The 25646-nt window shown below is 71.8% G+C and carries 26 protein-coding genes; 20 read left to right on the top strand and 6 right to left on the bottom strand.

Annotation, left to right across the window (positions count from 1 at the left end; translation table 11 throughout):
- Positions 1-47 precede the first annotated feature (47 nt).
- Positions 48-872, bottom strand: a complete 825-nt coding sequence (locus FHS38_RS28195) for a DUF1206 domain-containing protein (protein WP_184738261.1) — start codon at positions 870-872, stop codon at positions 48-50.
- Positions 873-1061: 189 nt separating this feature from the next.
- Positions 1062-1970 (bottom strand): phytoene/squalene synthase family protein, encoded by a 909-nt coding sequence (locus tag FHS38_RS28200; RefSeq protein ID WP_184738262.1) that lies wholly within the window; start codon positions 1968-1970, stop codon positions 1062-1064.
- A gap of 191 nt (positions 1971-2161) precedes the next feature.
- On the opposite strand from FHS38_RS28200, the gene FHS38_RS28205 reads away from it, so the two are divergent.
- From FHS38_RS28205 to FHS38_RS28260, 13 genes are all read left to right on the top strand, one after another.
- Positions 2162-2917 carry a VC0807 family protein gene (locus tag FHS38_RS28205; protein ID WP_184738264.1) on the top strand — a complete coding sequence of 252 codons (756 nt, stop codon included), beginning with the start codon at positions 2162-2164 and terminating at the stop codon, positions 2915-2917.
- Positions 2904-4136 carry an aromatic ring-hydroxylating oxygenase subunit alpha gene (locus FHS38_RS28210; protein ID WP_184738266.1) on the top strand — a complete coding sequence of 411 codons (1233 nt, stop codon included), beginning with the start codon at positions 2904-2906 and terminating at the stop codon, positions 4134-4136. Before FHS38_RS28205 ends, FHS38_RS28210 begins: the two co-directional genes overlap by 14 nt.
- Before the next feature lie 186 nt (positions 4137-4322).
- Complete coding sequence (locus FHS38_RS28215; protein ID WP_260420986.1) at positions 4323-4943, top strand: hypothetical protein; 621 nt, start codon at positions 4323-4325, stop codon at positions 4941-4943.
- Positions 4944-5171: 228 nt separating this feature from the next.
- A complete protein-coding gene (locus tag FHS38_RS28220) occupies positions 5172-5771 on the top strand; it encodes a hypothetical protein (protein ID WP_260420987.1) in 600 nt (199 codons plus the stop codon).
- Positions 5772-5955: 184 nt separating this feature from the next.
- The gene (locus FHS38_RS28225; RefSeq protein WP_184738270.1) at positions 5956-7161 is read left to right on the top strand and encodes a saccharopine dehydrogenase family protein; all 1206 of its coding nucleotides are present in this window, start codon (positions 5956-5958) and stop codon (positions 7159-7161) included.
- A gap of 107 nt (positions 7162-7268) precedes the next feature.
- Positions 7269-7886, top strand: a complete 618-nt coding sequence (locus FHS38_RS34910; RefSeq protein WP_221495446.1) for a hypothetical protein — start codon at positions 7269-7271, stop codon at positions 7884-7886.
- A 101-nt stretch (positions 7887-7987) separates the two neighbouring features.
- Positions 7988-8191 (top strand): hypothetical protein, encoded by a 204-nt coding sequence (locus FHS38_RS28230; RefSeq protein ID WP_184738272.1) that lies wholly within the window; start codon positions 7988-7990, stop codon positions 8189-8191.
- Between the two features lie 114 nt (positions 8192-8305).
- Positions 8306-8518, top strand: a complete 213-nt coding sequence (locus FHS38_RS28235) for an MbtH family protein (protein WP_184738274.1) — start codon at positions 8306-8308, stop codon at positions 8516-8518.
- Positions 8519-8568: 50 nt separating this feature from the next.
- On the top strand, positions 8569-9417 hold the full coding sequence (gene ddaH / locus FHS38_RS28240) for a dimethylargininase (RefSeq protein WP_184738276.1): 849 nt from the start codon (positions 8569-8571) through the stop codon (positions 9415-9417).
- Complete coding sequence (locus FHS38_RS28245) at positions 9414-10445, top strand: TauD/TfdA family dioxygenase (protein ID WP_184738278.1); 1032 nt, start codon at positions 9414-9416, stop codon at positions 10443-10445. Before ddaH ends, FHS38_RS28245 begins: the two co-directional genes overlap by 4 nt.
- A complete protein-coding gene (locus FHS38_RS28250; RefSeq protein ID WP_184738280.1) occupies positions 10438-12192 on the top strand; it encodes a non-ribosomal peptide synthetase in 1755 nt (584 codons plus the stop codon). Before FHS38_RS28245 ends, FHS38_RS28250 begins: the two co-directional genes overlap by 8 nt.
- The gene (locus FHS38_RS28255) at positions 12189-13001 is read left to right on the top strand and encodes a thioesterase II family protein (RefSeq protein WP_184738282.1); all 813 of its coding nucleotides are present in this window, start codon (positions 12189-12191) and stop codon (positions 12999-13001) included. The genes FHS38_RS28250 and FHS38_RS28255 overlap by 4 nt, the downstream gene beginning before the upstream one ends.
- Before the next feature lie 322 nt (positions 13002-13323).
- Positions 13324-14088: a 2OG-Fe dioxygenase family protein gene (locus FHS38_RS28260; protein WP_260420988.1), complete on the top strand. Its 765-nt coding sequence runs from the start codon at positions 13324-13326 to the stop codon at positions 14086-14088.
- 206 nt (positions 14089-14294) lie between these two features.
- Here FHS38_RS28260 and FHS38_RS28265 read toward each other — a convergent pair whose 3' ends face one another.
- Positions 14295-15083, bottom strand: coding sequence for an oxidoreductase (locus FHS38_RS28265; RefSeq protein ID WP_184738286.1), 789 nt, complete (start codon positions 15081-15083; stop codon positions 14295-14297).
- Between the two features lie 117 nt (positions 15084-15200).
- Here FHS38_RS28265 and FHS38_RS28270 point away from each other — a divergent pair, with 117 nt between their 5' ends.
- From FHS38_RS28270 to FHS38_RS28285, 4 genes are all read left to right on the top strand, one after another.
- Positions 15201-15779 carry a TetR/AcrR family transcriptional regulator gene (locus tag FHS38_RS28270; RefSeq protein ID WP_184738288.1) on the top strand — a complete coding sequence of 193 codons (579 nt, stop codon included), beginning with the start codon at positions 15201-15203 and terminating at the stop codon, positions 15777-15779.
- Positions 15780-15895: 116 nt separating this feature from the next.
- Entirely contained in the window at positions 15896-16054 is a 159-nt protein-coding gene (locus tag FHS38_RS28275) for a hypothetical protein (RefSeq protein ID WP_184738289.1), read from the top strand.
- Positions 16051-16650, top strand: a complete 600-nt coding sequence (locus FHS38_RS28280; RefSeq protein WP_184738291.1) for a PRC-barrel domain-containing protein — start codon at positions 16051-16053, stop codon at positions 16648-16650. Before FHS38_RS28275 ends, FHS38_RS28280 begins: the two co-directional genes overlap by 4 nt.
- A complete protein-coding gene (locus FHS38_RS28285) occupies positions 16644-17075 on the top strand; it encodes a hypothetical protein (protein WP_221495447.1) in 432 nt (143 codons plus the stop codon). Before FHS38_RS28280 ends, FHS38_RS28285 begins: the two co-directional genes overlap by 7 nt.
- Positions 17076-17100: 25 nt before the next feature.
- On the opposite strand, the gene FHS38_RS28290 is transcribed toward FHS38_RS28285, so the two are convergent.
- The 3 genes from FHS38_RS28290 to FHS38_RS28300 form a co-directional block, all read right to left on the bottom strand.
- The gene (locus FHS38_RS28290; protein ID WP_184738293.1) at positions 17101-17604 is read right to left on the bottom strand and encodes a DUF3515 domain-containing protein; all 504 of its coding nucleotides are present in this window, start codon (positions 17602-17604) and stop codon (positions 17101-17103) included.
- Between the two features lie 45 nt (positions 17605-17649).
- Positions 17650-19695: a GAF domain-containing sensor histidine kinase gene (locus FHS38_RS36195; RefSeq protein WP_184738295.1), complete on the bottom strand. Its 2046-nt coding sequence runs from the start codon at positions 19693-19695 to the stop codon at positions 17650-17652.
- Positions 19696-19934: 239 nt separating this feature from the next.
- A complete protein-coding gene (locus tag FHS38_RS28300; RefSeq protein WP_184738297.1) occupies positions 19935-21248 on the bottom strand; it encodes a wax ester/triacylglycerol synthase domain-containing protein in 1314 nt (437 codons plus the stop codon).
- A gap of 578 nt (positions 21249-21826) precedes the next feature.
- Between FHS38_RS28300 and FHS38_RS28305 the strand changes: the two genes are divergently transcribed.
- The 3 genes from FHS38_RS28305 to FHS38_RS28315 are packed head-to-tail and all read left to right on the top strand — an operon-like array spanning position 21827 to position 25445.
- Complete coding sequence (locus FHS38_RS28305) at positions 21827-23254, top strand: family 2B encapsulin nanocompartment shell protein (protein WP_184738299.1); 1428 nt, start codon at positions 21827-21829, stop codon at positions 23252-23254.
- A gap of 34 nt (positions 23255-23288) precedes the next feature.
- Positions 23289-24527: a family 2 encapsulin nanocompartment cargo protein terpene cyclase gene (locus FHS38_RS28310; protein ID WP_184738300.1), complete on the top strand. Its 1239-nt coding sequence runs from the start codon at positions 23289-23291 to the stop codon at positions 24525-24527.
- Positions 24528-24587: 60 nt separating this feature from the next.
- Positions 24588-25445 carry a geranyl diphosphate 2-C-methyltransferase gene (locus FHS38_RS28315; RefSeq protein ID WP_184738302.1) on the top strand — a complete coding sequence of 286 codons (858 nt, stop codon included), beginning with the start codon at positions 24588-24590 and terminating at the stop codon, positions 25443-25445.
- Positions 25446-25646 lie beyond the last annotated feature (201 nt).

A 25646-nucleotide genomic window follows, 5' to 3' on the forward strand; every position in this document is an offset into this window, starting at 1 on the left:
GCGGCGCGCCCGGCGTTCACCACGGGCGCGCCCGATCCTGCGGCAGGCTAGAAGTTCCGCCAGCGCACCATCGCCAAGGAGAACAGCCCGAACAGCGCCAGCCCCACCGCGACCACAGCCAGCAGCCACGGGCCGGCCGGGGTGTCGGCGAAGGTGCGAAGCGTGTCGTCCAGCCCCTTGGCGTGATCCGGGTCGTACGTGACCGCCGCCCGGATGGCGAATCCGCCCGCCGCCGCGAAGACGAGCCCCCGGCTGACCCCGCCCCCGACGCCGAGGACATCGACGGTCCTGCGCGTGGCCGGGGACATCTGCGCCGGCTTCAGATGCCGGCGGTACGCGCGCGTGGCCGCCCTGACCGTGATCCAGACCCCCGCCGCCGCCACCCCGGCCCCCGCCGCGGCCACCAGCGCCTGGCCGCCCGGCCAGTCCAGCACGCGGGCCGTCGCGTCCCGCGATTGCTCGTCGGTCGAGCCGGCACCGCTGCTCCGCTCACCGGCCGCGAAGGCGATCACCGAGCCGGCGACGGCGGAGTAGAACACGAACCGCACGGCCGACAGCAGCCGCTTACGGGCCTTCGAGTCGTCAGGGCCGGCCCCGCCGAAGACCGCCTCCGACAACCGCCACAAGGCCATGCCGATCAATCCGATGCCCACCGCCCAGACCAGCACCCGGCCGAAGGGCCGCTCGGCCAGCTCCTGCACCGCTCCACCGCGGTCGGCCTGCTCACTGCCGTCGATGAGGGCGATGCGCAGCGCGAGTGCGGCGATGAGGAGGTAGAGCACCCCCCGCGCCGCCAGCCCCGCACGCGCCGCCGCGGCCACTCCCGTCCCGTGCGCCGCTCGTGCTTCGCTGCGGTCCGGCCACCATCTCATTGTGTCGCCTTTCGCGTCAGGCCCCGCCCACACGGCTCAAGGGATGAACCGTCTGCCCCGCGGCACCCGGGTGGAAACGACTGCGGGCCCTGGGCGGCCCGCGACGCAGAGGACGTCGTCCCGCTGCCCTACGTCCTACCGGTCGAGGACACGGTTGCGGACTTCACCGCGGCTGTTCGCGGGATCGGATCAGCGACCACGCCGACGGTATTCACGGACCAGCACACCCACCGCGGCGGGTACGGAAGGCCGCGCCGCGTCGCGCAGGACGCCCGTGCCCTTGGCCGCGGCCGCGTCAGCGGTGAGTACCTCCAGCGCGATGACCGCCCGGGTGAACGCGCGATGGGCGGGCGGCGCGAGGTCGGGCAGCCGTCGGCTGGTGAGCAGGTCCCGGCGGGCCTGCGCCAAGAGGGCCTCGATCAGGGCGCGAACCTCCGGGGATTCCCGACCCTGCTCGAGGTCGGCCCGGGAGACGCCGTGGTGCGCCAGCGCGTCGTCCGGGAGGGTGAGTCTGCCGTCCCGCAGGTCCTCGGCGAGATCGTTGACGAAGTCGAGTCGCTGGCTGCCGTCGATGTACGCACGGCACAGCCCGTGGCTCAGATCGGCGTCGGCGTCCGGCGACAGGAGCAGGCAGGCGATGAGCATGAACGCGGGCAGCGAGTACGCGTCGACGTACCGCTGGTAGTCCGCCTCGTCGGAGAAGCCCGTGAAGTCGCGGTCCACGGGCGCCCCGGCGAGGAAGTCCTCGACGTGGCCTCGCAGGCGCGGGTGGACCGCGACGGTGTGCAGGAGCGGGCGGAGGACGGGGTCCCCGCTGTTCCCGGTCGCCAGCCCCTCGCGGACGCGCTTTTCCCACACGATGCAGGAATCCTCGGTGTGCGTGCCCCCGGGGCTCGCGTCGAGAAGGGTGTCGGTGTGGTGCATGAACGCGGTGGCGGCGATCACGTGCGGAACGAGCGCCGGCGGTAGCAACAGCCGTACGGCGACATAGGCGTGGCGCCGGTACGCCGAGACACGATCACGCTGCCGGGTGTAGTCGGCGCGCAGCCGGGGGTCGCCGATGCCCGCTGCAGTGAGCGTCCTGTCCCACGTGTGCATGTGGCACGTCTTCCTGCGAGTGATGACGATCAGGGGGCGAGCCTATCGGGCCCCCGGAGGAACCTCTGGCCTTCGCTTGATTCCGGGCCCACCGGAGGAGGCTCTTGCCGACGACTCATACGAAGGATGTAGTGGGGATCTGGTCCGCTGCGGCGATTCATCCCGCATGCTCCTTATCTACCGTTTTACGTATGACGCCATCGAACGCCCGGACCGTGACATCCGAGGCCCCGGCATGGAGAGCGTTGGCCGCCCCGCTCCTGTTCGACGTGGCCCTCCCGCTGACCGTCTACTACGTACTGCGGTCCCAGGGCACAGGGCAGTGGCAGGCGCTGATGCTCAGCGGAACCGTCCCGGTGGGACGGGTCGCCGTCATGCTGGCCGCACGGCGGCACGTCGCCGGCTTCGAAACCTTCATGATCGGCATGCTGGCGGTCCGCGTGGTCACGTCGCTGTTCACGGGCGATCCACGGGTCCTCCTGGTCAAGGACGCCTGCCTGTCGGTGGCCGCCGGCGTCTGGATCCTCGGCTCGCTCCTGACCGCCAGGCCCTTCGCCTTCCAGATGGGCCAGTACTGGTCCGCACCGGCCGCACAACACGGCCGTGACGCGGCCTGGCACCGATCACCGGCCCTGCGCGGCGCACTGACCAGGCTGACGGTCCTGTGGGGCTGCGGTCAGGTACTCGATTGCGTCGTGGGCGTGACGATCGCGACGACCTGCGCCGTCGAGGCGGTACCGGCACTCAACCGGGCCAAGGGGCTGGCCCTGCTCGGCCTCGCCGCGATCGTCACCGTTCTCTACAGCCGCCATTGCGCGCGCCGGCGCGGACTGTCCCTGTTCGGCACGGTGCCGCTGCGTACCCGGCACCCGCGCGTGGCGCCCCGGACATACGACCCCCAGGCACATGACACAGAAGAAAGGACTCCCCATCATGACCGCACATAGGAAAACCCCCGCGTCGGAACCGGGCGCGCTGTCCGCGACCCTGGCCGAACTGCGACGCGTGGCCGCGCTTCCTCTCGAACGGGGCGAGACCCTGCCGCCCGCTGCCTACACCTCACCCGAGATGTACACGCGCGAGACCGAGCGCATCTTCGGCCGGGAGTGGCTCTGCGTGGCACGGGCCGAGGAAATCCCCGAGCCCGGCAGCTATCTGCGGCTGGACGTCCTCGGCGTGCCACTGGTGATCACCCGGGACGAGGAGGGCGAGCTGCACGCGCTCTCCCGCGTCTGCCGACACCGGTTCATGGACGTCCTGCCCCCGGAGACGACCCCCGAACAAGGCAGCCTCAAGCGGTTGACCTGCCCGTACCACACCTGGACCTACCGGCTGAACGGTCAGCACGTGGGCCGGCTCGCCGGAGCTCCGCTGATGCGGGACGTCGAATTCGACAATGCGTCCTGCCGACTCCCGGCTCACCCCGTCGAGGTGTGGAACGGTTTCGTCCTCCTCAATCTCGACCCCGACGCGGAGCCACCGGCACCCGAGCTCGAGGGCCTCGACCGCGTCCTGCGCGGTCACGGGCTGGAGGACTGGGTGAGTGTGGAGACGAAGAACTGGCGGGACATCCCGGCGAACTGGAAAGTGGCGGTCGAGAACGGCTCGGAGAACTACCACCACATGGGCACCCACGCCGCCACCCTGGAGCCCGTCCTGCCGGGTCGCGACACCCGGGTCGACGAGTGCGACGGCCGCTGGTTCACCATGTTCACGCCCTACTCGGCAGAGGCCGTAGCCGCTGCCGCACCCGATGGTGAGCCATCGCGCGGCCGGCCGGACCGGGACGGGGAAACAGGGCCGGCGAACGGACGGGACGGGCAGGACCCGCCGGGAATGCTGATCGCCGGGATCTTCCCCCAGTTCGTCCTGGCGGTCGTGCCCGACAGCGCCGTCTGGATCCGCTGGATGCCCACCGGTCCCACCACCCACGACACGCGGATCACCGTCATGGTTCCGCCCGACGCGCCGCGGACGCCCGACTTCGACAACTACCTGGTCCGCCTCCGCGAGCAGATCACCCTGATCCAGGAGGAGGACCTGGTGGCGATACGGGGCGTACAACGCGGTCTCGCCTCCGACCCGCCCCCCTCGGGCGGCCGGTTCTCCCATCTGGAGCGCCCGCTGTGGCAGTTCCAGCGCTACCTCGCCGAGCGGCTCCTGTGACCACCGGGCGAACGGGTCCGGGCCCGCCACGGCTGAACCCTTGCCTCCGGAGGCGCCGTTGCGGAAGCTGGAGGAACAACCGCCGGGGCGCGCACGCAAGCGCCCGGCACCGGCCCGCACCACGCCCGGCGGACCCGGCGTCGTCGGGCGGGCCTTCACCATCGGACACCGTGCTGAACGGGGAACATGATGACCCACCGCGTCCGCCTGCGCCGCGCCGCAGCCATCGTCCTGACCGTCGTGGCGGGGGCGGCCGCCGCCGTGACCGCGCATCCCGCGGCCGCCGCGGCGGCCGGCCCCGCCTTCCTCGACCCCGCCCAGCTTCCGCCGCACCCGGGATCGGCCTGGTACGGCGGCCCGGTGACCAGTGGGGTACCGGACCCGTTGCCGTTCTGCGTGGGCGCGACCCTGCCCGGGGCCACCTCCCAGTACCGTGACTTCTGGACGGAGTTCGACACCAACGCGGAGCAGATCACGGTGGTCGAACGCGACGAGGCCCGGGCCAAGACCCTGGCCACGCTTCTGAACAACGCGGTCAGGCAATGCGCGGACAAGGCCGAGCAGGAGGATCCGGACGTCACCGCGGAGTGGCGGGACTACGGCCGGATCGACGTGGAGGAAGGCGCCCGGGTCCATGGCGTGCGCACCACGCACGCCTGGACCGGCAACGACGTCCATCTCTTCTCCGTCGGCCGCGACGGAAGGACGGTCACCGTCGTGCACTGGGGCCAGATGGGAACCTTCGACGGCATCCCCCTGCCCGGCTTCAAGAAGACCACGCGCACGGCGGTGAACAAGCTCTACTGACACGGCTCCGCTCCACGCCGTAACCCGCCCGGACAAGAGCCGCGAACCGGAAGCGTGTGGTAGGTGCGGTCCGACAACACTTCATACCAGGTGCGCTCCGTCATGATCGCTGTTTGCGGAGCGTGACGCCTTTCTCACATCACAGCCGGACGAGATGACTTTCGCGTCCCCGTCCGCTGTCCTTGGTGGCGACAGCTGTGAAGTAACTGTGAAGACAGGACTGGTGAGTTGGACAGACAGAAGCGGAACCTGTGGAGCGGTGTGATGATGACGGCCGTCCGTGGCAGGATCGCCGCGGTCGCCGGAGTGGTGGCGCTGATCGCGACCGTCCTCACCGGCACCGCGGCCGGCACGGCCGCCGCGGCGCCCCATGCGGCGAAGCCCCGGGGGCAGTGGTCCTGCTCCGGTGCGCCCGTTCCCAGCGGGTACGTCATCACCGCGTACGACCGCACCGGCTGCAAGGGGGCGGGCTCCTGGTACCAGGAGCCGGTGCAGGACGGCATCTGGACCTGCTCGGGCTCGCCGATCGTGCCCGGCTACGTCATCACCGATTACGACCGCACCGGATGCAACGGCATCGGCCAGTGGCGTCACAAGCTCGCCAAGGACCGCACCTGGACCTGCTCGGGCTCGCCCATCCCACCCGGTTATGTCACCACCGGCTTCAACCGCAGCTACTGCCAGGGCATCGGCGCCTGGTACCACGAGCTCGTCCGCGACGGCATCTGGACCTGCCCCGGCTCGCCCATTCCGCCCGGCTACCGCAGCACCACCTACCGTGCGAGCGGTTGCGACGGCCAGGGCGCGTGGTACACCGAACGCATCTGACCGAGGTGTGAAGACCGAGGCCGCCGCGCATCGCGCGGCGGCCTTCGCCCTTGTGGCCGTTCGACACGCGGCCCGACGCCGCCGTGCGTCCGCGACGCCCGAAGGCGCGCGGAGAATCGACTCCGAGGCGGACGGGCGGCAAGGGGCGCCCCGCGCCGTCGACACCCCAGCATCCGGAGGTTCCATGAACAGGCAGTCACGTCCACAACGTCCTTACGACGTCGTGCTCTTCGGGGCGACCGGGTTCGTCGGTGAGCTCACCGCCGAGTACCTGCTGGCGCACGCACCGCGAGGATGCCGATGGGCGCTCGCCGGGCGCAGCCGGGAGAAGCTGGAGCGGCTGCGGGACCGGCTGGCCGCGCTCGATTCGGCACGGGCCGCGGAGGTGGCCGTGGTGACCGCGGATGCGGGCGACCCGGCCGCGATGCGTGCGCTGGCCGAGTCGACCCACGTCGTCGCCTCGACCGTCGGCCCGTACATCCTGCACGGGCGGGAACTGGTGGCCGTGTGCGCGGAGGCCGGTACCGACTACACGGACCTCACCGGCGAGCCGGAATTCGTGGATCTCATGTGGGTACGCCACGACGCGCGGGCCCGGGAGACCGGCGCGCGGATCGTGCACGCCTGCGGCTTCGACTCGATGCCGCACGACCTCCTCGCGTACTTCACCGTCCGTCAGCTGCCGGAAGGGGTGCCGCTGACGGTCGACGGATTCGTACGGGCGTCGGGGATCATCTCCGGCGGGACACTGGCGACGTCCCTGACGATCGCCGCGCGACAGCGCCAGGCGAAGGCCGCGGCCCGGGAGCGCCGCCGGTACGAGCCGCGGTCGGCCCTGCGCCGGGTGCGGGCTCCGCTGGGGGCGCCGCGGTTCAGCAAGGAGACGGGCACGTGGGCGCTGCCGCTGCCCACCCTCGACCCCCGGATCGTGTGCCGGTCGGCCGCCGCGCTGGAGCGGTACGGCCCCGACTTCCGCTACCGCCACTACGCGTCCGTCAAGACGCTGCCCATGGCCCTGGCCGGGCCGATCGGCGTGGGCGCGCTGGCCGCCGCGGCACAGCTGCCTTTCGTCCGGTCCTGGTTGACGGATCGCTACGCACCGGGGAGAGGCCCGAGCCCGGAGCAGCGTGCCCGCGCCTGGTTCCAGGTGCGGGCCGTGGGTGAAGGGGGCGGCCGTCGGGTGTTCACCGAGGTCTCGGGCGGCGACCCGGGCTACGGCGAGACCGCGAAGATGCTGGCCGAGGCGTCGCTGTGCCTCGCCCTGGACGATCTGCCCACAACATCGGGGCAGGTCACGACGGCTACGGCCATGGGCGACGCCCTGATCGAGCGGCTGCGGGCCGCCGGCATCCCGTTCCGCGTCCGTCATACGGCCGACGAACCGCGGTGACCCGGTGAGCTCCCTCCCACGCTCGCCGAGCGCGCGGCGCGCGAACAGATCAAGGACCTTCCCGGAAGCTGCGCAAGCAGTTCGACACGGAGATCCGGGACGCGCTCGTGGAACGGGCGAAGCAGTACAACGAGGAGTTCATCAAGCGGGAAGTCGACATCGGCCGCTGGACCGAGGAGTCGTGGCGGGCCGCCCTTCACGGCCCCAGCCAGTCCCGGGAGGAACGGCAGCTCTACCTCGACAGGCTGGTCCAGCGGCTCCCTGACACCGACATCCTGCCGCCGGTACCGGATGCGACCGGCCTCGCCGCCGACATCGAGCGAGCGCGCAAAGCCTGGCCCCGCACAGCCAGATGTAGGCGAGCAGGGCACGTTCCTGGCCGGACAGAAGGACTCCTGGATCAGCCGGAGCTCGAACAGGAGCCGGTCAACAGCGGATCAACACGCGTTGAAGGCTCCTGCCGATCCGTGTCACAAACCGGCCTGGACGGTTTAGACCGGCCCGAACCGGTTCCGCGACCGCTGATCGGCCGACGAGGATGGTGCCCACCGGGACGGCGCGGAAGGACCGGCCACCCGACCTGCTTCAGGAGTACCAGCAGCCAGATCAGCTCGATGAGACAAGGCGTTTCCCATGGCAGTCCGCACCCGCATCCCGGCAGTCCGGCCGTCCGGGCCACCGCCGCCCGGCAGGCCCCGACCTCTCAGGTGGTGCGATCGCTGTGATCCGGGACTGACCTACCCCCGACCATGCAACTGACCGTCATCACTCCGGCGCCACCGGGACGGGCTCCCGTCGCGTACTCGACGGAGCACAGGTAGCCGCCGTGTTGTGGGTCGCGGCAGCCGCCGAGGACCAGCTGGAGCACATCAGCGCCCACTGTGCTCCCGGCCGTCTCCATCCGGGGATCTTCACCGCGGCACTCCCCGAGGCCGCCGCCGAGGCCGCCGCCCTCGGCATCTGCCGACGCGCGCCGGCCATGTCCCCGCTCCTGCACGACTGGAGCGTCCGCTCCGTCCGCCCCGCGTAGGGCCGGCCTCCGCCCACCTGTGACACCCGTCGGTCACCGGCACCGCCCTGCCGTGGCGGTGACCGCCCTACCCGGGACCCCTGCCACCCCATCCACGAGAGAGGGAATTCCCCCATGACCAACCCCTTCGATGGCGACGACGGCGAGTACCTGGTCCTGACGAACGAGGAGAACCAGCACTCGCTCTGGCCCGCGGGCATCGACGTGCCCGCCGGGTGGACCGTCGTCCACGGCCAGGACACCCGAGCTGCCTGCCTCGACCACATCGAGCGGAACTGGACCGACATGCGCCCGGCCTCCCTGGTCGCCCTCACCCGCGAGTCCTAGCCCGGCCCTCCCCGCCCCGCCCGCGCAATCCACCCGACCGGAGACCCCCCATGCCCGAACAGCGACGGCCGGCCCGTACGGCCCGGCTCCGGCACTACCTGATGTGCCGTCCGACGTATTTCACCGTCGACTACCGCATCAACCCCTGGATGGATCCCGCCAAGCCGGTCGACACCGCGCTGGCCGTGCTCCAGTGGGAGCGGCTGTACGACCTCTACCAGCAGCTCGGCCACACCGTCGAGCTGATCGAGCCGATACCCGGCCTGCCCGACATGGTCTACTCCGCGAACGGCGCCACCGTCCACGACGGCCGCGTCCTGGTCGCCGACTTCCGGCACGAGCAGCGGGCCGCCGAGGCCCCCGCCTACCGCTCGTGGTTCGAGAACGCCGGCCACACCGAGGTGAAGGCCGCCGAGCACACCAACGAGGGCGAGGGCGACTTCCTGGTGGCCGGCGGCCGGGTGCTGGCCGGCACGGGTTTCCGCACCGAACCCGCCGCGCACGCCGAGGCCCAGGAGCTGTTCGGCGTCCCCGTCATCGGCCTGACGCTCGTCGACCCGCGCTTCTACCACCTCGACACCGCGCTCGCCGTCCTCGATGACGACGAGATCATGTACTACCCGGCCGCCTTCTCGGAGGAGAGCCGGCGGACGCTGCGGGAGATGTTCCCCGACGCGATCCTCGCCGAGGAGGCGGACGCCGAGGTGTTCGGCCTGAACGCCATCTCCGACGGGCTCAACGTTCTCCTCCCGCAGGCTGCGACCGCCCTCGCCGACCAGCTCGCCGCCCGCGGTTTCCGGCCCGTCGGCGTCGACCTGTCCGAACTCCTCAAAGGCGGCGGCAGCGTCAAGTGCTGCACCCTGGAGATCCGCCACCGCGTCTCGGGCGGCCCCCGGTGACCGCCCGCTGGACCGTCGAGCCGGGCGGGCCCGCCACTCTCGTGGCTCCCCACCCGGCCGGCGTCGAGGAGGCGCTCGCCTGGCTGGAGTCCGCGCACACCGAACTGCGCGCCGGCCTGCGGGCGTACGGAGCCGTGTACGTCCGCGGCCTGCCCGTGCACAGCGTGGACACCTTCGCGCGGGTCCGGGACGTCCTCATACCCCAGCGCACCCCGTACCGCGAGAAGGCCACCCCCCGCAGCGACTTCGGCGGCGACGTCTACTCCTCCACGGACCTGCCCGCCGCCCAGCCGATCCGGATGCACAACGAGAACAGCTACACCCTCACCTTCCCCGGGCTGCTGCTCTTCGGCTGCCTCACCGCACCCGAGCAGGGCGGCGCCACCCCCGTCGCCGACTGCCGCAGCGTGCTGCGCAACCTTCCCCCGCACCTGGTGGAGCGGATGCGGACCCACGGCTGGCTGCTCAGGCGCACCTATTCCGACCACCTCTCGGTGGACTGGCAGTCCGCGTTCGCCACCGACTCCCCGGCCGAGGTGGAGCGCTACTGCGCCGGGAACCTCATCTCCTGCGCCTGGGACGAGGACGGCAACCTCCGCACCCGCCAACTGCGCCCCGGCACCGTCCATCACCCGGAGACCGGTGAGGAGGTGTGGTTCAACCACCTGGCGTTCTGGAACGAGTGGTCGCTGGACGAGGAGGTCCGCGAGACCCTCGTCGACGAGCTCGGCCACGACGGCCTGCCCTTCAACACGGGCTTCGGCGACGGCCTGCCCCTCACCCGGGACGAGCTCGACACCATCAACGCCGCCTATGAGGCGGCCACCGTCCGCCGGGCGTGGGAACCGGGCGACCTGCTGCTGGTCGACAACGTCCTGGCCGCCCACGGTCGCGACCCCTTCCGCGGCGACCGGCGCATCGTGGTGGCCATGGGCGCCCCCGTGGCGCTCGCCGACTGCCGCCCCACCGCCCCGCCCGCCGCCGACACGCCCCGCCCGGCACCGGAGGCGGTGCCCTCACATGGCTGATGCCCGCGAACTCCCGCTCCCCGCCGACCCGGTGGACCGGTTCCGGCAGACCGTACGGGCCATGCCGGACCGCACGGCCGTCATCGGCCCGGACGGCACCCTCACCTTCGCCGAACTCGACGCCCGCACCGCCGATCTCGCCGGCCGCCTCCATGCCCTGGGCATCGGGCCGGGCGACCGGGTCGGCGTCGGCCTGCCCCGGGGCGTGGACTGGGCCGCGGCACCGCTCGCGGTGTGGCGCGCGGGTGCCGCGTACGTCCCCCTCGACCCGGCCCACCCCGAAGCCCGGCTCACCCGCGTCGCCGCCGACGCCGGGCTGAGCGCACTGGTGACGGACACCACCCCCGCCTGGCTCACCGGCGTGCCGGTCCTCGCCCCCGGACCCACGGGCGCCACCGCGCCGCCGCGCGGGAAACCGTCCGCCCAGGACCCGGCGTACGTCATCCACACCTCCGGCTCCACCGGCACCCCCAAGGGCGTCGAGATCAGCCGGGGCGGCGTCGCCGCCCTCATCGCCGGCCTGGAACAGCGGGGCGTGTACGCGGACAGCCACCGGGTCGTGGCCTGGAACGCGAGCCTGTCCTTCGACGCCTCCGTCCAGCAGTGGGTCCGCGTGTGCCGGGGCGACACCTTGGTCGTCCTCGGCGACGCGGACCGTACCGACCCCCACCGGCTGGCCGCGCTCCTCGCCGAGCACCGGGTGACCGACCTCGACCTCACCCCCTCCCACTGGGAAGCACTCGCCCCCCAACTGCTGCCGCAGGCGCCCCCCGAGCGGATGCTGCGCCTCCTCATCGGCGGCGAGCCGGTGCCGCCGCGCATGTGGCGCGAGCTGGCCGACACGTGGGCCGAGGGCCGGATCGAGGCGTTCAACCTCTACGGACCCACCGAGACCACCGTCGACGCCACCGCCTGCCGCATCGAGGGCCCGGGCCCGCACCTGGGCAGCCCCCTGCCCCGGGTACGGGCGTACGTCCTCGACACCGCCCTGCGCCCCGCCCCCGTCGGCACGGCCGGTGAGCTCTACCTGGCGGGGCCCGGCCTGGCCAACGGCTACACCGGCCGGCGCGCGCTCACCGCCGAGCGGTTCGTCGCCGACCCCTTCGCCGAGGACGGCACCCGCATGTACCGCAGCGGCGACGAGGTCCGCCAGGGCGCAGACGGCACCCTGGAGTTCCTGGGCCGCACCGACCGGCAGATCAAGGTCCGCGGCTTCCGGGTGGAGCTCGGCGAGGTCGAGGCGGCGCTGCGCTCGCACCCCGGTGTCACCGCCGCGGTGGCGACGGTACGACAGGGGACCGAACTCCTCGCCCACTATGTGCCGGCCGACGGCGCGGGCCTCACCCCCGAGGAACTCCGGGCACACACCACGGCTGCCCTGCCCGGCTACATGGTCCCGGCCGCCTTCGTGGCCCTGGACGCCCTGCCGATGACCGTCAGCGGAAAGGTCGACGTCCGTGCCCTGCCGGCGCCGGAAGCCGGGACGGAACGCTCCGGCCCCGGCCTCGACGGCGAGATCGAGGAGCTGATCGCCGGCGTGTGGTCGGAGGTCCTCGGCCGCGAGGACATCCACCCGGACGACGACTTCTTCGCGCTCGGCGGCCACTCCCTGGTGGCGCTGCGCGTCGTCTCCCGGCTGAAGAAACGGATCGGTGTGGTCATGCCGACGAAGGACGTCTACCGGCACCCGCGCCTGCGCGACCTCGCCGGGCACGCCGAGTCGCTGCGCGCGGGGAGTACGTCATGAGCGCCGTACCGGACACCACGGTGGTCGCCCTGAAGCGGACCGAAGGCGCGGAGCGGACGCTGGTGTGCCTCGGCTTCTGCGGCGGCGGCACGGCCGCCTACCACAAGTGGGCCGCGGCGATGCCGGCCGCCACCGACCTCCTCGCGGTGTGCTACCCGGGCCGTGAGGGGCGCTTCGTCGAGGACTTCGCCGACAGCTGGGGCGCCCTCGCCGAGGACGCCACCGCGGCCGTCCGCGCCGCCACGGCGGCCGGTGGCCCGTACGTCCTCTTCGGGCACAGCATGGGCGGCTGGATGGCCTTCGACGTGACCTGCCGCCTGGCCGCGGCGGGCGACCCCGCGCCGGAGGCGCTGGTGGTGTCGTCGTGCAACGCCCCGGACCGGGGGCTGACCGCACGGGACCGGTTCCCCGCCCAGCGCGACGGGGACGGCGAGCTCCTGACGTGGATGAGCACCCACGGGCTGCTGCCCGCTCATGTCCTCGGTGACGAGGACCTGACGGAGATGGCCGTGGAGCTGATGCGCGCCGACATCCGGGTCCGCGACACCTTCACCTACGGCGGCGCGAAGGTCACCGTCCCCCTCCAGGTCTTCTCCGGTGCCGACGACCCGGTCGTCGGGGATGACGCCGGGACCCGATGGGGCGGCCTCACGACCGCCGCCCACCGGCACGATGTGCTGCCCGGCGGCCACTTCTACACCCCCGAGGTCTGGCGGACCCTCCCGGACCGCATTCCGGCACTCACGGCTCCGGACGGACAGCCGCACACCCTGCCCACCGGGCACACGGACCGAAGAAGGGCGGCCTGAGCGGATGACCGGCGACACCTCCCTGATCCAGGGGCTCGTCGATGCCGCCCGCCGGAACTCCGACGCGGCCGCCGGCGGCACGTCGTCGCTTCGGGTGCCGGGGGCGCACTCGCACGAACCGCCTGCACCGTCGCCGGGAACGTGATCATCGTCAGCTTCCGGCAGTCGTACGGCCGCTCGGAATGCCGGGCCGGGTCGGTTCGAGCCGGATCCACCACCGATCGCATGCCTCCACTTATTCATCCGCCCATTCATCCATCTCTTCATTCAACGAGGGTTCCCTGCGGAACCGTCAATTCCCCTGGGGGACAGGAGTATGACCATGACGCCTTCGGAGCTTTCGAAGAACGGATACGACCGCTGGGACCTGGCCGACCATTTCGGTCTGACCGAGGCGGACGAGAATTACCGGGCGCTTCGAGCCGCTTACGACGACCTCCCCTCCGACCCCTACGCACCCGGTTCCGGCCGACACCGCAGGTATGCCCGGGGCGTCTTCCTCCCGTGGTCGAAGGAGTTCTTCTGGATGCCGGCGACCGAGAGCCAGGCCCGCGAGGGCATGAACGGCTACTACCAGGGTGACAACAACCCCGAGTATGTCGGCGTGGTGCGGGAACTGCCCGCCATCAGCCCGGAGATCTGCGACAACCCGCTGCTCCTGGACCTGATCCGGTTCGACTTCGAGCAGACCCGCTGGAGCCAGGACGACGCCGTCTGGCCGCTGTACGTGGGCGTGCACCTGATCAAACTGCACGTCGCGGACGACGGGGGGCAGGCCGTTTCCTCGCCCAACGAGCTCCACCAGGACGGCGAGCCCTACGTCTTCTGCCACATGATCTACCGGGACAACGCGGAGGGCGGCAACAACGTCATCGCCACGCCCGCCCACCGTGGCAAGCAGCCGCAGGAGGTCCCGGCGCACGACCTCCTGGCCGAGTTCGAGCTCCACAAGCCGCTCGAGTCGTACGCCATCGCTGACGATCTGGTCAGCCACTACGTGGCGCCCATTCGCAACGCCGGCGCGCCGCGGCCGGGCGAGCGAGCGATCCTCCTGGCCGACTGGGTGCCCATGCGGCACCGCGTCTGAGCCCTGTTCAGGTCGTCGAGCGGGCGGGACGCGACCGGCCGGACCGCCTGCGGCGACTGCTCCATACGTGCGACCGGCAGGCATGTCCTGCACCGGTCCCGCCGGCGGTGACGGGCCCAGCACCGAGCACGCACCAACCACTGCAGACAACGCGGCCACGGCCCACCACCGCCTGACCACCCGTCACACCAAGCACGGTTGCAGTACTAGGCCGTCTTGACGGCACCTCCGTCGATGAGGAAGTCCGCCCCGGAGGTGCTCGCCGCCAGGGGAGAGGCGAGGAACGCGACGACCGCCGCGACCTCCGCCGGTTCGACGAGCCGGCCCGTCGTCATGCCCATCGCCGCCGGGATCTGCTCCAGCAACTGCTCCCGCGTCACGCCCATGGACCGGGCGAGCTCCGCCCCGTAACCGTCCGGGCTCTCCCACATCGCGGTGCGGACCGGCCCGGGCGAGACCGTGTTGACACGGACGCCCCGCGGTCCGAACTCCTCGGCCAGCGCCTTGCCGAAGGCGGTCAGCGCGGCTTTCGCGGTGGTGTACGGAACGGGGCCGGCGTGCGGCACCCGGGCGCTGTTCGAGGAGACGCTGACAAGGGCGCCACGCCGCCGGACCAGGCTCGGCAGCGCCGCGCGGCTCGTCCGCACGGCCGCGAGGAAATTCAGGTCGAACGTCTGCTGCCACTGCTCCTCGGTGAAGGCCAGGAAGCCGCCCGTCTGGCCTTCACCGCTGTCGCCGCCACCCACGTTGTTGACGAGGATGTCGAGATCGCCCAGCTCGGCCAGCGCCCGTTCGACCAACCGGGCGGGCCCGTCGGGTGTGGACAGATCCGCGGAGACGGCGATCGCGCCCGTCTCCTTCAACTCCGGTGTGATCGTGCGGGCGGCGGCCACCACGGTGACGCCCTCGCCGATGAGGGCGCCGACCGTCGCGAGCCCTATGCCGCGGCTCGCGCCGGTGACCACGGCTGTCTTGCCCGTCAACTGCAGATCCATGAGCGTTCCCCTCCGATGACGAATAGCCGCTTCTTCAGCGACGCCGTAAAGCTAATACCTGCAACATCGATGTTGCAAGTATCTCCGGAGTGGCGTCCTTCGCGTACGATCTGGCGCATGGAGACGAAGGGGCGGGCGCTGCGCGCCGACGCAGAGCGGACCGTACGGGCGATCCTGGAGGCGGCCGAGCGCGTGCTGAGCTCCGACCCGACGGCGACCATGGAGCAGATCGCCGCGGCGGCGGGGGTCGCCAGGACGACCGTCCACCGCCGGTTCGTCACTCGCGAGGCGCTGGTCGACGCCTTGGCGGCGTGGGCCACCCAGCGGTTCCACGAAGCCGTCGAGGCCGCCCGTCCGCGCACGTCACCGCCTCTGGTCGCCCTGCATCAGGTCACCGTCAACGTCCTCCAGGTGAAGATCGGTTGGGGCTTCGCGATGAGCCGGACGGCGCCGACGGACCCCGAAGTGGCGCGGGCGCACGCCGATGTGCTGGACCAGTGCGACCACCTCTTCCGCCGGGCGCGGGAGGAGGGGCTGCTGCCCCCGGACGTCGATCTGGAGTGGGCCCGCCGCGTCTACTACGCCCTCATCCACGAAGCCGCGGAGGAGGGCCGGGGCGCGGAGGAGGGGGCCGTCGACGCACTTGCCGCGCGCGTCGTGGACACACTCCTGCACGGCGTCGGAACCTCGAAGTAACGCGTCAATTCCCCCGGAAATCGGGTCGGTTGAGGGGCATCGACGAGGGCGGGACGGGCATACGGGACAGTGCCGGACTCCGTCGCAGTGGCCGGGGCCGGACCGGGAGGTGGACGGTGATCTGGTGGGGGTGGCTGATCGTCGCGGCCGTGATGCTGCTCGCGCTGGCGGCCGCGGTGGCGGGCGTGCAGGCGCGCAGGCGGGCCGGCACGGTGATCGCGGTGCAGCGCGGGCGCCGGTTCGGCAAGGGATTCCGTAAAGGGGGCGACCGGTGAACACACTGGTGCTGGCATCCGAGTTGACCAAACGACCGGTGGTCACCCTCGAAGGGGAGGCCGTCGCGCAGATCAAGGACACCGTCTTCGACGGCCCGGCCGGACAGATCACCGGCTTCACCCTCAACGGCCGGGGCCTGCTGTCCGGCCCCCTCAAGCAGAGCTTGCCCTGGCCCGCCGTACACGCGCTGGGCCGCCACGCCGTGATGATCCTCGGCCGGGAGGTGCTGGCCGAGCCCGCGGCGGTCGTCGCCTCCGGTGAGGCGGCAGGGGGCGGGGTCCTGGGGGTGAGGGTGCTGACGGACGAGGGTACCGACGCCGGCACCGTGCTCGACGTGGTCGTCGAAGCCGACGGCCGGGTGGCAGGGTTCCAGGTCGCCGCCATCGAGCCCCCCGAACACCGCCGGCGTACCGTCTTCATCCCCCGCGGCGAGGGCGTGGCGGTCTCCGGTCAGGCCTTGGTCATCCCCGCCGAGGCGTGCCGCTTCGTGGCCGACGACCTGCCGAGCTTCACCGCTCAGGTGGAGATCTTCCGCACCCGGCAGGCCGCCCGGGGAACCGGGGCCGGCCAGGAGGGGAGGGAGCGGACATGGTGATGTTGTTCTCCCAGGCCCGCGGCCTTCCGGTCGTCACCGCGGGCGAGGCCGCCGAACTGGGCACCGTCGACGCACTGACGATCGACGCCTCCGCGCAGTGCATCAGCCACGTACGCCTCTCCGGTACGCGAGCCAAGGGCCATCCGGTCCTGGCCTGGAATCTGGTGCGGACGGTCGGCCAGGACGCGGTCATCGCCCACTCCACTCCCGCCGCCGAAACGACCCCCACCCAGGCCCCGGTGCACCGGGAGGCCCTGGGCAGCCGTGTGCTGACGGACCTCGGTGACGAGCACGGAGCGGTCAAGGACATCGCCTTCGACCCCACGACCGGCCACATCCGCACCATCTACACCACACTGGGACCCATACCGGGACCACGCCTGATCGGGCTCGGCGACTACGCCCTCGTGGTCCGCGCCCACTGACGGACTGCCACCGGCCGAAGGGAGTTCAGATCACTCCGAGGGGAACGGCCTTCCGCACAGCGTCGGACAGACCGGTGAACATCTCGAACTCGCCGGTGCCGACGTACTTCTTCGGCACCGTCACCTCGACCCACGCCTCCCGCTTCGAGGTCGTGCAGCGGAGACTGCCATCCGGCTGCTGTTCGGGCATCCACTCGACACCGTTGATCTCTACGGTGGCCGACCAGGGGTTGTAGTGCTTGTAGCCACGGGTGAGGACCAGAGGGCGCGGCACCCCGCAGCGCAGCGTGATCGGTGTGTCGCCCCAGGCGGCGGTGAAGTCCGAGTCCGGGCGGTCGGTCCGCCGCTTCAATTCGTTGACGGTCGAGGGCAGCTCGTGGCGCAGTGCGCGGCAGTGCGCGGCCTGCTGCCCCGAGGGCGTGGGTGCGGGGAGGGCGCCGGAGGCGTCGTCGGTGGAGGTGCAGCCGGCGACGGTGAGCAGGGTGGCGGCGACAGGCAGGCCGAACAACCGGCGGCATGAAGACTTCACTTGTCGATCATAGAAATGGGCGCTGTGCGGCGGCCGGGTGGGGCCTTACCCGGCATCGGTCCCGGAGGCGAACGGACCGGTCACCGGCGGGAAGGACGCGTGCAGTACCGCTCCGCCGCCCGCGCCGTTGGTGATGTGGAAGTGCCCGCCCAGTTCCGCCGCCCGTTCCCGCATGGACCGCAGGCCCACTCCGCTGCCGGTGCGATGTTCCGGCAGGCCCTGCCCGTCATCGCTGACCTCGACGGTGACGCGGTCCGGCACCACACGCACCATCAGGGTGGCCGTGGCCGCCCCGGAGTGCCGTACGACGTTGTTCAGCGCCTCGCCGCCGATCAGGTACACCGCCACTTCCACGGCCGCCGGCAGCGGCGGCAACGGGTCGGGCGTGAACTCCACGCCCACCCGGAGCCGCCCGTCGAGCCGGCCGGCCACCTCCCGCAGCGCCTTGCTCAGCCCGAGCCGGTCCAATGCCGCCGGGGTGAGGCCGTCCGCGATACGGCGAAGCTCGGAGATGGCCTGTCCGATGCCCTCGGACGCGGTGGCCAGGGGCCTGGCGGCGGCGGAGTCGTCCGGCACCGCGTACCGCGCGGTGTCGACTTGCAGCCGGACCCCCGACAGGGCCGGACCCAGGCCGTCATGGAGGTTGCGCCGCAGCCGGCGGCGCGCGTCCTCCCGGGCCACCACCATCTGTTCCCGGGCCGCGCGCAGGTCTTCGTACAGGCGCAGCGACGCGATCGCCGGTGCCATCTGGTCGGCCAGGAACCGCAGCACCTCTTGGTCCTGCCGGTCCGGCACCCGGTCGCCCGGCCTGGGCGTGACGTCCAGACTGCCGACGGCAGCGCCCTCGTACACCAGCGGGAACCCGGTGCCGCCCGGCCCCGGCTCACCCGCGGCGGCCAGCACGCGGGAACCGCCGCGGGTATCGACCCGTACTTCGGCGCCGGGCATGCGCAGCCCGGCCACGACGGCGTCGCACAGCAGCCGCGGTGCTTCGCCCGGGCCCGCGGCCTGGCTGAGACGCTCGGCGAGTTCGCGTACGACGTGGTACGGGCGGGCGCGGTCGCCGTAGTAGAAGCGGTCCACGCACCGTACGGCCCAGTGCGCGGTGGGGTAGAGCAGACCGCCTGCCACCAGCCCGGCCGCTCCCATCACCAGGGCGCCGCCGCTCAGTCCGCCGGGGAGGGTACGGGAGAGCAGCAGGACCACGGCCGTGCAGCCGACGATCAGCGCGGTGCCGAGGACGAAGGCGGACAACACCCGGCGCGTCGCCCGGTCGAGATGGGCGGAGCGGTCACGGTTGAAGGCATACGCCGCCGCGATCAGCCACGCGGCGGCTCCGACGTAGGTGGCGTACCACCAGTCGCCTCTCAGGAGGTCGGACCGGATGACGTAGACGTCGCCGAGCCACACCAGATAGGCCAGCAGCGCCACGACCTGCCGTCGGTCGGGGGAGTGCCGCCAGCGCACCGTCATGACGGTCAAGTTGGCCAGCACGAAGAGCGACATCGGGTACACGGCCGGGACATGAGCGTCCAGCAGCGTCCGCAGCGGGCTCCAGCCACCGTGGTCCAGTGGGTCGGGAAGCCCGTAGTCGGCGCCCAGCGTGACGTACTCGCCGTACGACTGCACCAGGCTCCATACGGCGAGGACCACCGCGTACGGCCGGAGCAGCCGGTGGCGGGGCAGGCTCCCGTCGGGCAGATACAGCGGGAACATGTACAGGGCGAAGATGAACAGGGCGATGCAGACCGTCGATGCGACGGCCAGCGCCTGGCCGACGCCACCACCGACACCTGCGGCGGACGCCCAGAGCCGGGCCGTCGCCGACAAGGTGCTCGCTGCCCCGGCCGCGATCATCAGCGGCCCGAGGCCGCTGCGGGACCGGTGAGCCGTGAGGAAGGTTCCGAGCAGGACGAACCCGACGACGGCCAGTACCTCGGGCCCGCGGACCTTGACGTAGGGCGCCAGCTCGGCGTCGTCCAGACGGGCGAGGGCGAGGACGACCCACGCGGTGACCGAGACCAGCGTGACCGCGCACGCCCCGTAGGCCAGGACGACTCTCCGCTCCCGCACCACGGCCTCTTCGCGCACAGTGCCATCCTCGCCCGCTCGTTGTCCCGGGCACGTGGGGTCACCGTCCCGGAAACGTCCCATCTTCCTCCTTCAGGACATGGCCCCGGAGCAGTACGGACAGCGCGTCACGGGCTGCGTCGCCGAGGGGCAGCGCGGTGCTCGGCCGTGGTGCCGGGCCACCCGGTGGCGCCCGCCGGGGGCCGACAGCGGGGTGTCGCCCCGGGAGTCACGTGCTGCCATCGGCATTCACGAGCTGCTCAGCGACACGTCGCTTCGTGCAATTCGTGCACCGCGCGGAGCCAGAGGGCGGGCAGCCGTTCGGCGTGCGGAAGCCGGTCGGTGTGGGCGAGGTACAGGTAGGCCGTGTCGTGGTAGCCGGTGAACATGCTGTAGCAGTGATGGCCGGGAGCGATGGGCCCGAGTGCCACCGCGTGGATCACCGGTGCGTCCCGGAAGGACAACGGGTCGGCACTCATCCGCACGTTGCTCGCCGACATCACCCCGCGCTGCGGGCGCAGGCTGCGATGGGCGATCCAGGAGGCAAGGGGGAACGACAGCCGGTCGTACGCCGCCTGGGCGGCGATGCGCCGGCGGTCGGGGCGCAGGAGCGCGGTCTGCCGCGCGACGGCACGCAGACGTCGCCCGGGATCCGGCTCGGCGCAGGGCAGTACCACCCGTTCCGAGATGACCCGGTTGCCGATGACCGGGGACGGCGGTCCGAGGTGCCGGGTCGACACCGGCATCCGTACCGGCAGGTCTTCCGGCCGGCTGTCCGCCGCCGTCCGGGATTCGGCTCGGATCTGCTGCCAGTACCGCAGGGCTCCCGCCCATCCGGCGAGGTAGACGTCGTTGACCGTGGCGCCCGTCGTGTGCCCGGCCGCGCGCAGCAGGGACAGTGGCAGCCGTGCGAAGCCGAAACGGGGTGCGCGGCCGGGTCTGTCGTCGGGGACCGGCCACGTGACCGGGGTGCGGTACCTGCGGAGCACATCGGCGGCGGCGCCGGTGGCGGCGCTCGCGGAGACATCCGCCGCGGGCGGTCGCGCGGACCGGGGTGTCGTGTTCCGGGAGGGGGACTCCGGGCTCGGCGGCCGCAGGCCGAGGAGCTCGGTGACCACCCGCGTGGTCGCGACGCCGTCCAGGAGAGCGTGGTGGACCCGGAAGAGCAACACGTAGCGTGAGCCGGCCTCCTGGCTCCGGACCAGCCACAGGTCCCACTGCGGCCGGCGGTCGGCGGGCAGCGGCTGCGCCCACAGGCGTGCCAGCAGGGCCGACCAGTCCGCGAGCCGGTCCACCGTGGCCTGCCGCACGTGGTGGTGCAACTGCGGGGGGCCGACGTGCTCGAACTCCCGTGCGCTGCGGAAGGGGACCGGCCAGTGCCGTGACAACGCCGTGACGGTCTCGATCCGGGGAGCGAGCCAATCACGGAGCTCCGTCACGTCCGGCGGTCGGTCGGCGACGGTGAGGAGGCAGCCGACCATGGGCGGGAGGCCGCCCGTCACCGAGAGGTAGTGCGCGTCGGCCGGGCGGTACGGCACACCGGTCGGCGCGGAAGCGGTATCGGACAGCAGCACCGGTGTTCTCCCTCGCGAACGGCAATGGCCACGCGGCCGGACCGTTCGGGGCTGCCGCGTCGGCGGTCTGCGGGCGAACGCGGTGTCGACCGACGGCCGCCCGTCCGGCCTTTGTCCGGCGGCGGGGCCGCGACCAGCGGCGGGCCCTTGAAGGAAGCTAACACCGCTGTGCCGGGTCGGAAGGGAGGGAGATCGACCCACGCCGCGCATCCCTCGCGATTCACCCGATCGTCCCTCCTTTCTTCCACCTGAGGGACTGTTATCAGCCACCTCGGTCGCGGCGCGGCCGTGTCGGTGCTGTCGTGGGTACCCCTGACTCGGCACGGCCGAAAGGTAAGTAACCGCAGCACAGCGGACATGAACGCCCTCCTTGGTCGGCATGGGGTGCCCAAGGGGCGCGGAGTCGGGCGGGTGAGCCCGTATCTCTTCAGTGGCGCAAATACGTCGGTGTGCCCTCGGTGTTCTCGACCAACATCATTAAGCGCTGCTTCACTTGCGCGGCGGGAGCTCCTCGTCGCCCGATCGGGCGATTTCAGGGGCTCCCTCTTGACGCATGCGTGCAGAGGGAAGGAACCGGGATGTCGATCGCAGCGCACCGGCAGCAGCCGGAGCAGCCCGCACCGCAAGAGGGCCGGGCGCAGCTCAGCCTGGGGATCGCCGCTGCGCGGAACCTGGCGACCACCACCAAGAGCGTCCCGCAGACGCAGGGCATCAGCTCGAGGTGGCTGCTGCGCATGCTGCCCTGGGTGGAAGTGAAGGGTGGCACCTACCGGGTCAACCGACGCCTGGTGTACGAGGTCGGCGACGGCCGGGTCACCTTCGTCCAGGACGGGGCCACGGTCAGGGTCGTCCCCGCGGAGCTGGGGGAACTGCCGCTGCTGCGCGGGTTCCACGACGACGGGGCGCTGCGGGCGCTGGCCGAGCGGTGCCGGCAGCAGGAGTACGCACCCGGCCAGGTGATAGCCGAGCGGGGCGAGGTCGTCGACCACGTCTATCTCATCGCGCGCGGCAAGGTGGAGAAGGTCGGCACCGGGGCGCACGGCGAGGAGACCCGGAGCGGCGTAATGGCCGACGGCGGGTTCTTCGGCGCGCAGACGGTGGCCGAGGAGCCGGGTGAGTGGGGGTTCACGGCGCGCGCGATGACGGCGTGCACCGTACTGGCCCTGCCCCGGGCCGCGTACGAGGAGGTGGCCGGCCGCAACGAGCGACTGCGGGACCACGTCCGGCGGCGCGAGGCCGAGAAGGCACGGCCGCGGAACAGGAAGGGCGAGGCGAACATCGCCCTCGCGTCCGGCCACATCGGCGAGCCGGTGCTGCCGGGTACCTTCGTGGACTACGAACTCGCCCCCCGCGAATACGAGCTGAGCGTGGCCCAGACGATCCTCCGGGTGCACAGCCGGGTCGCCGATCTCTACAACGACCCGATGGACCAGGTCGAGCAGCAGCTGCGGCTGACCATCGAGGCGCTGCGCGAGCGCCAGGAGTCCGAGCTGGTCAACAACCCCGAGTTCGGCCTGCTGCACAACGCCGACCACAGCCAGCGCATCTCCACCCACTCCGGCCCGCCCACCCCCGACGACATGGACGAGCTGCTGAGCATGCGGCGGGGGACCAAGGCGTTCTTCGCCCACCCCCGGGCCGTCTCCGCCCTCGCCCGCGAGTGCAACAAGCGGGGGCTGTCCTTCGACAGCGCCGACGTCGGCGGCCACTCCGTTCCGGCCTGGCGGGGCGTGCCGATCCTGCCCTGCGGCAAGATCCCCGTCTCGGACGAGGGCACCTCCGCCATCCTCGCCATGCGCCTGGGCGAGGCCGAGCAAGGGGTGATCGGCCTGCGGCAGACCGGGATCCCCGACGAGTACGAGCCCGGCCTGAACGTGCGGTTCATGGGCATCAACGACCAGGCTCTCATCTCCTACCTGGTCAGCACCTACTACTCGGCGGCCGTTCTCGTTCCCGACGCGATCGGCGTCCTCGAGAACGTCGAGGTCTTCCACACCCCGTCCTGACGGGCACCACCCCCCGGAACGGAGAGAAGAACCTGTGTCACTGCTGTCCCGGATCACCGCGCCCACGGCCCGCCACGACACGGCGCGGCTCGTGGCCACGCTGCTCACCCACCACCAGGGCATCCGCCGTTCCGCGCCGACGACGCTGCCCGGAACCGCCCCCCGCCCGGTGGGCACCGTCCTGCCCACCGGGCCGACGGGGCTCGGCACCTCCGCCGCCCGCCTCGCGGCCGGCAGACCAGTCGACACAGCAGTCGGTCGAGCCGTCGGGAAACCGGCCGGCGACACCCCCGCCACCTCGGACGAGCGCGGTGCCGGCGTCCCGGAGCTGTACTGCCCGCCCGCGCTCCGGGACGACCCGGCGCTCGGCCGGGAGGTCAACGACCGCCTGGTGGAGTGGGCCGACGAGGTCGGCATCTACGACGGACGCCTCGACCGCGTCCGCGCGGCCGACTTCGGCCGCCTGATGATGCTGGCCCACCCCGACACCGACGACGGCGACCGGCTGCTGGCGGCGGGGAAGTGCGCGCTGGCGGAGTGGGCGACGGACGACTACTACTGCGACGACGAGACCGTGGGCTCCCGCCCCGACCTCCTCGGCTCGCACCTCGGGCTCGCCTACGCGGCACTCGACCCCGCCCATCTCCCGTCCCGCTACGCGCCCGCGTGGGAAAGGGACCTGCGGGGCGACCCCGTACGGGGCGCCCTGCGCTCGGGCCTGGCGCACCTGGCCCGCTACGCGGAGCCGTCCCAGGTGGCCCGGCTGCGGCACGAGGTCGCCGTCCTCTTCGTCGGCTACGGCCAGGAAGGCTCCTGGCGTTCCCGGGGCCACATGCCCAGCGTCCACGAGTATCTGGCCCACCGTCAGATCAACAGCTTCCTTCCCTGCATCGCCCTGACCGACGTGGTGGGCGGCTACGCGCTGTCCGCCACCGAATACGCCGACCCCCGTGTGCGCCGCGCCGTGACGACGGCCGCCACGGCCGGCACGCTCGTCAACGACCTGTACTCGATGACGAAGGAACACGACTCCTCGGGTGTGGAGTTCAACCTGCCCATCGTGATCGCCGAGGAGGAGCGCTGCTCGACGCGCGAGGCGATCGAGCGGAGCGTGGAGATCCACGACGAGCTGGTGCGCGCCTTCGAGGCGGAGGCCGCCGCTCTCGTCCTCACCGGCTCGCCCCAGCTGCGCCGGTTCCTCGCGGGCGTGTGGGCCTGGCTGGGCGGCAACCGCGAATGGCACAGCGGCAGCCCTCGCTACAACGGCGCGTGAGCCCGCCCCTTTCTTGTCACCACCACACACATCCCCGCTTGCCGTAAGGAGCACCACCCCATGACGACCATGCCCGCCCCCGCCGGCGTCCTGCGCACCGCCTACCAGAAGTCCGTCGCGGAGTACTGGAACAACGAGAAGGACCCGGTCAACCTGCGTCTGGGCGACGTCGACGGCCTCTACCACCACCACTACGGGATCGGTGACTACGACCCCTCCGTCCTGGAGGGCCCGCAGGAGACCCGGGACGAGCGCATCATCGAGGAACTGCACCGGCTGGAGTCGGCGCAGGCCGATGTCCTCCTCGACCACCTGGGCCCCATCACCGCCGACCAGCGCCTGCTGGACGCCGGCTGCGGCCGCGGCGGCACCAGCATCATGGCCAACGCCCGCTTCGGCTGCCGGGCCGACGGCGTCTCCATCTCGCAGGCCCAGGTCGACTTCGCCAACGACCAGGCCCGCAAGCGCGGTGTGGACGACAAGGTCCGCTACCACTTCCGCAACATGCTGGACACCGGCCTGCCCACCGGCGCCTTCCAGGGAATCTGGAACAACGAGTCCACCATGTACGTGGACCTGAACGAGCTCTTCGCCGAGCACGCCCGACAGCTGGCCTACGGCGGCCGGTACGTCACCATCACCGGCTGCTCCAACGACGTGACGGGCCTGCGCTCCAAGGCGGTCAGCCGCATCGACGAGCACTACACCTGCAACATCCACCCGCGCAGCGCCTACTTCAAGGCCATGGCCGCCAACGGCCTCGTGCCCATCAACGTGGTCGACCTCACGGCCGCCACGATCCCGTACTGGGAGCTGCGCGCCAAGTCCTCCCTCGCCACCGGTGTCGAGGACCCGTTCCTGACGGCGTACCGCGAAGGCAGCTTCCACTACCTCCTCATTGCTGCCGACCGCATCTGACCACCCGTATGACACGGGGGGTGTGGCGTGGGCCACATCGTCACTCGGCCGACGGGCCGGAGGCGGAACGGGGCCGGCGTCGCTGACGCCGGCCCCGTTCGCACTGAAGTCGCAGGCCACCGAATGTGTGGCCGAACCATGAAACGATCACATATACGAAAAGCGGAACTTCGTGCGAAGATGCCGTCCCCCGGTCCGTCC

Origin of the sequence: Streptomyces netropsis (assembly GCF_014203545.1) — a bacterium.
GTDB lineage: Bacteria > Actinomycetota > Actinomycetes > Streptomycetales > Streptomycetaceae > Streptomyces > Streptomyces netropsis.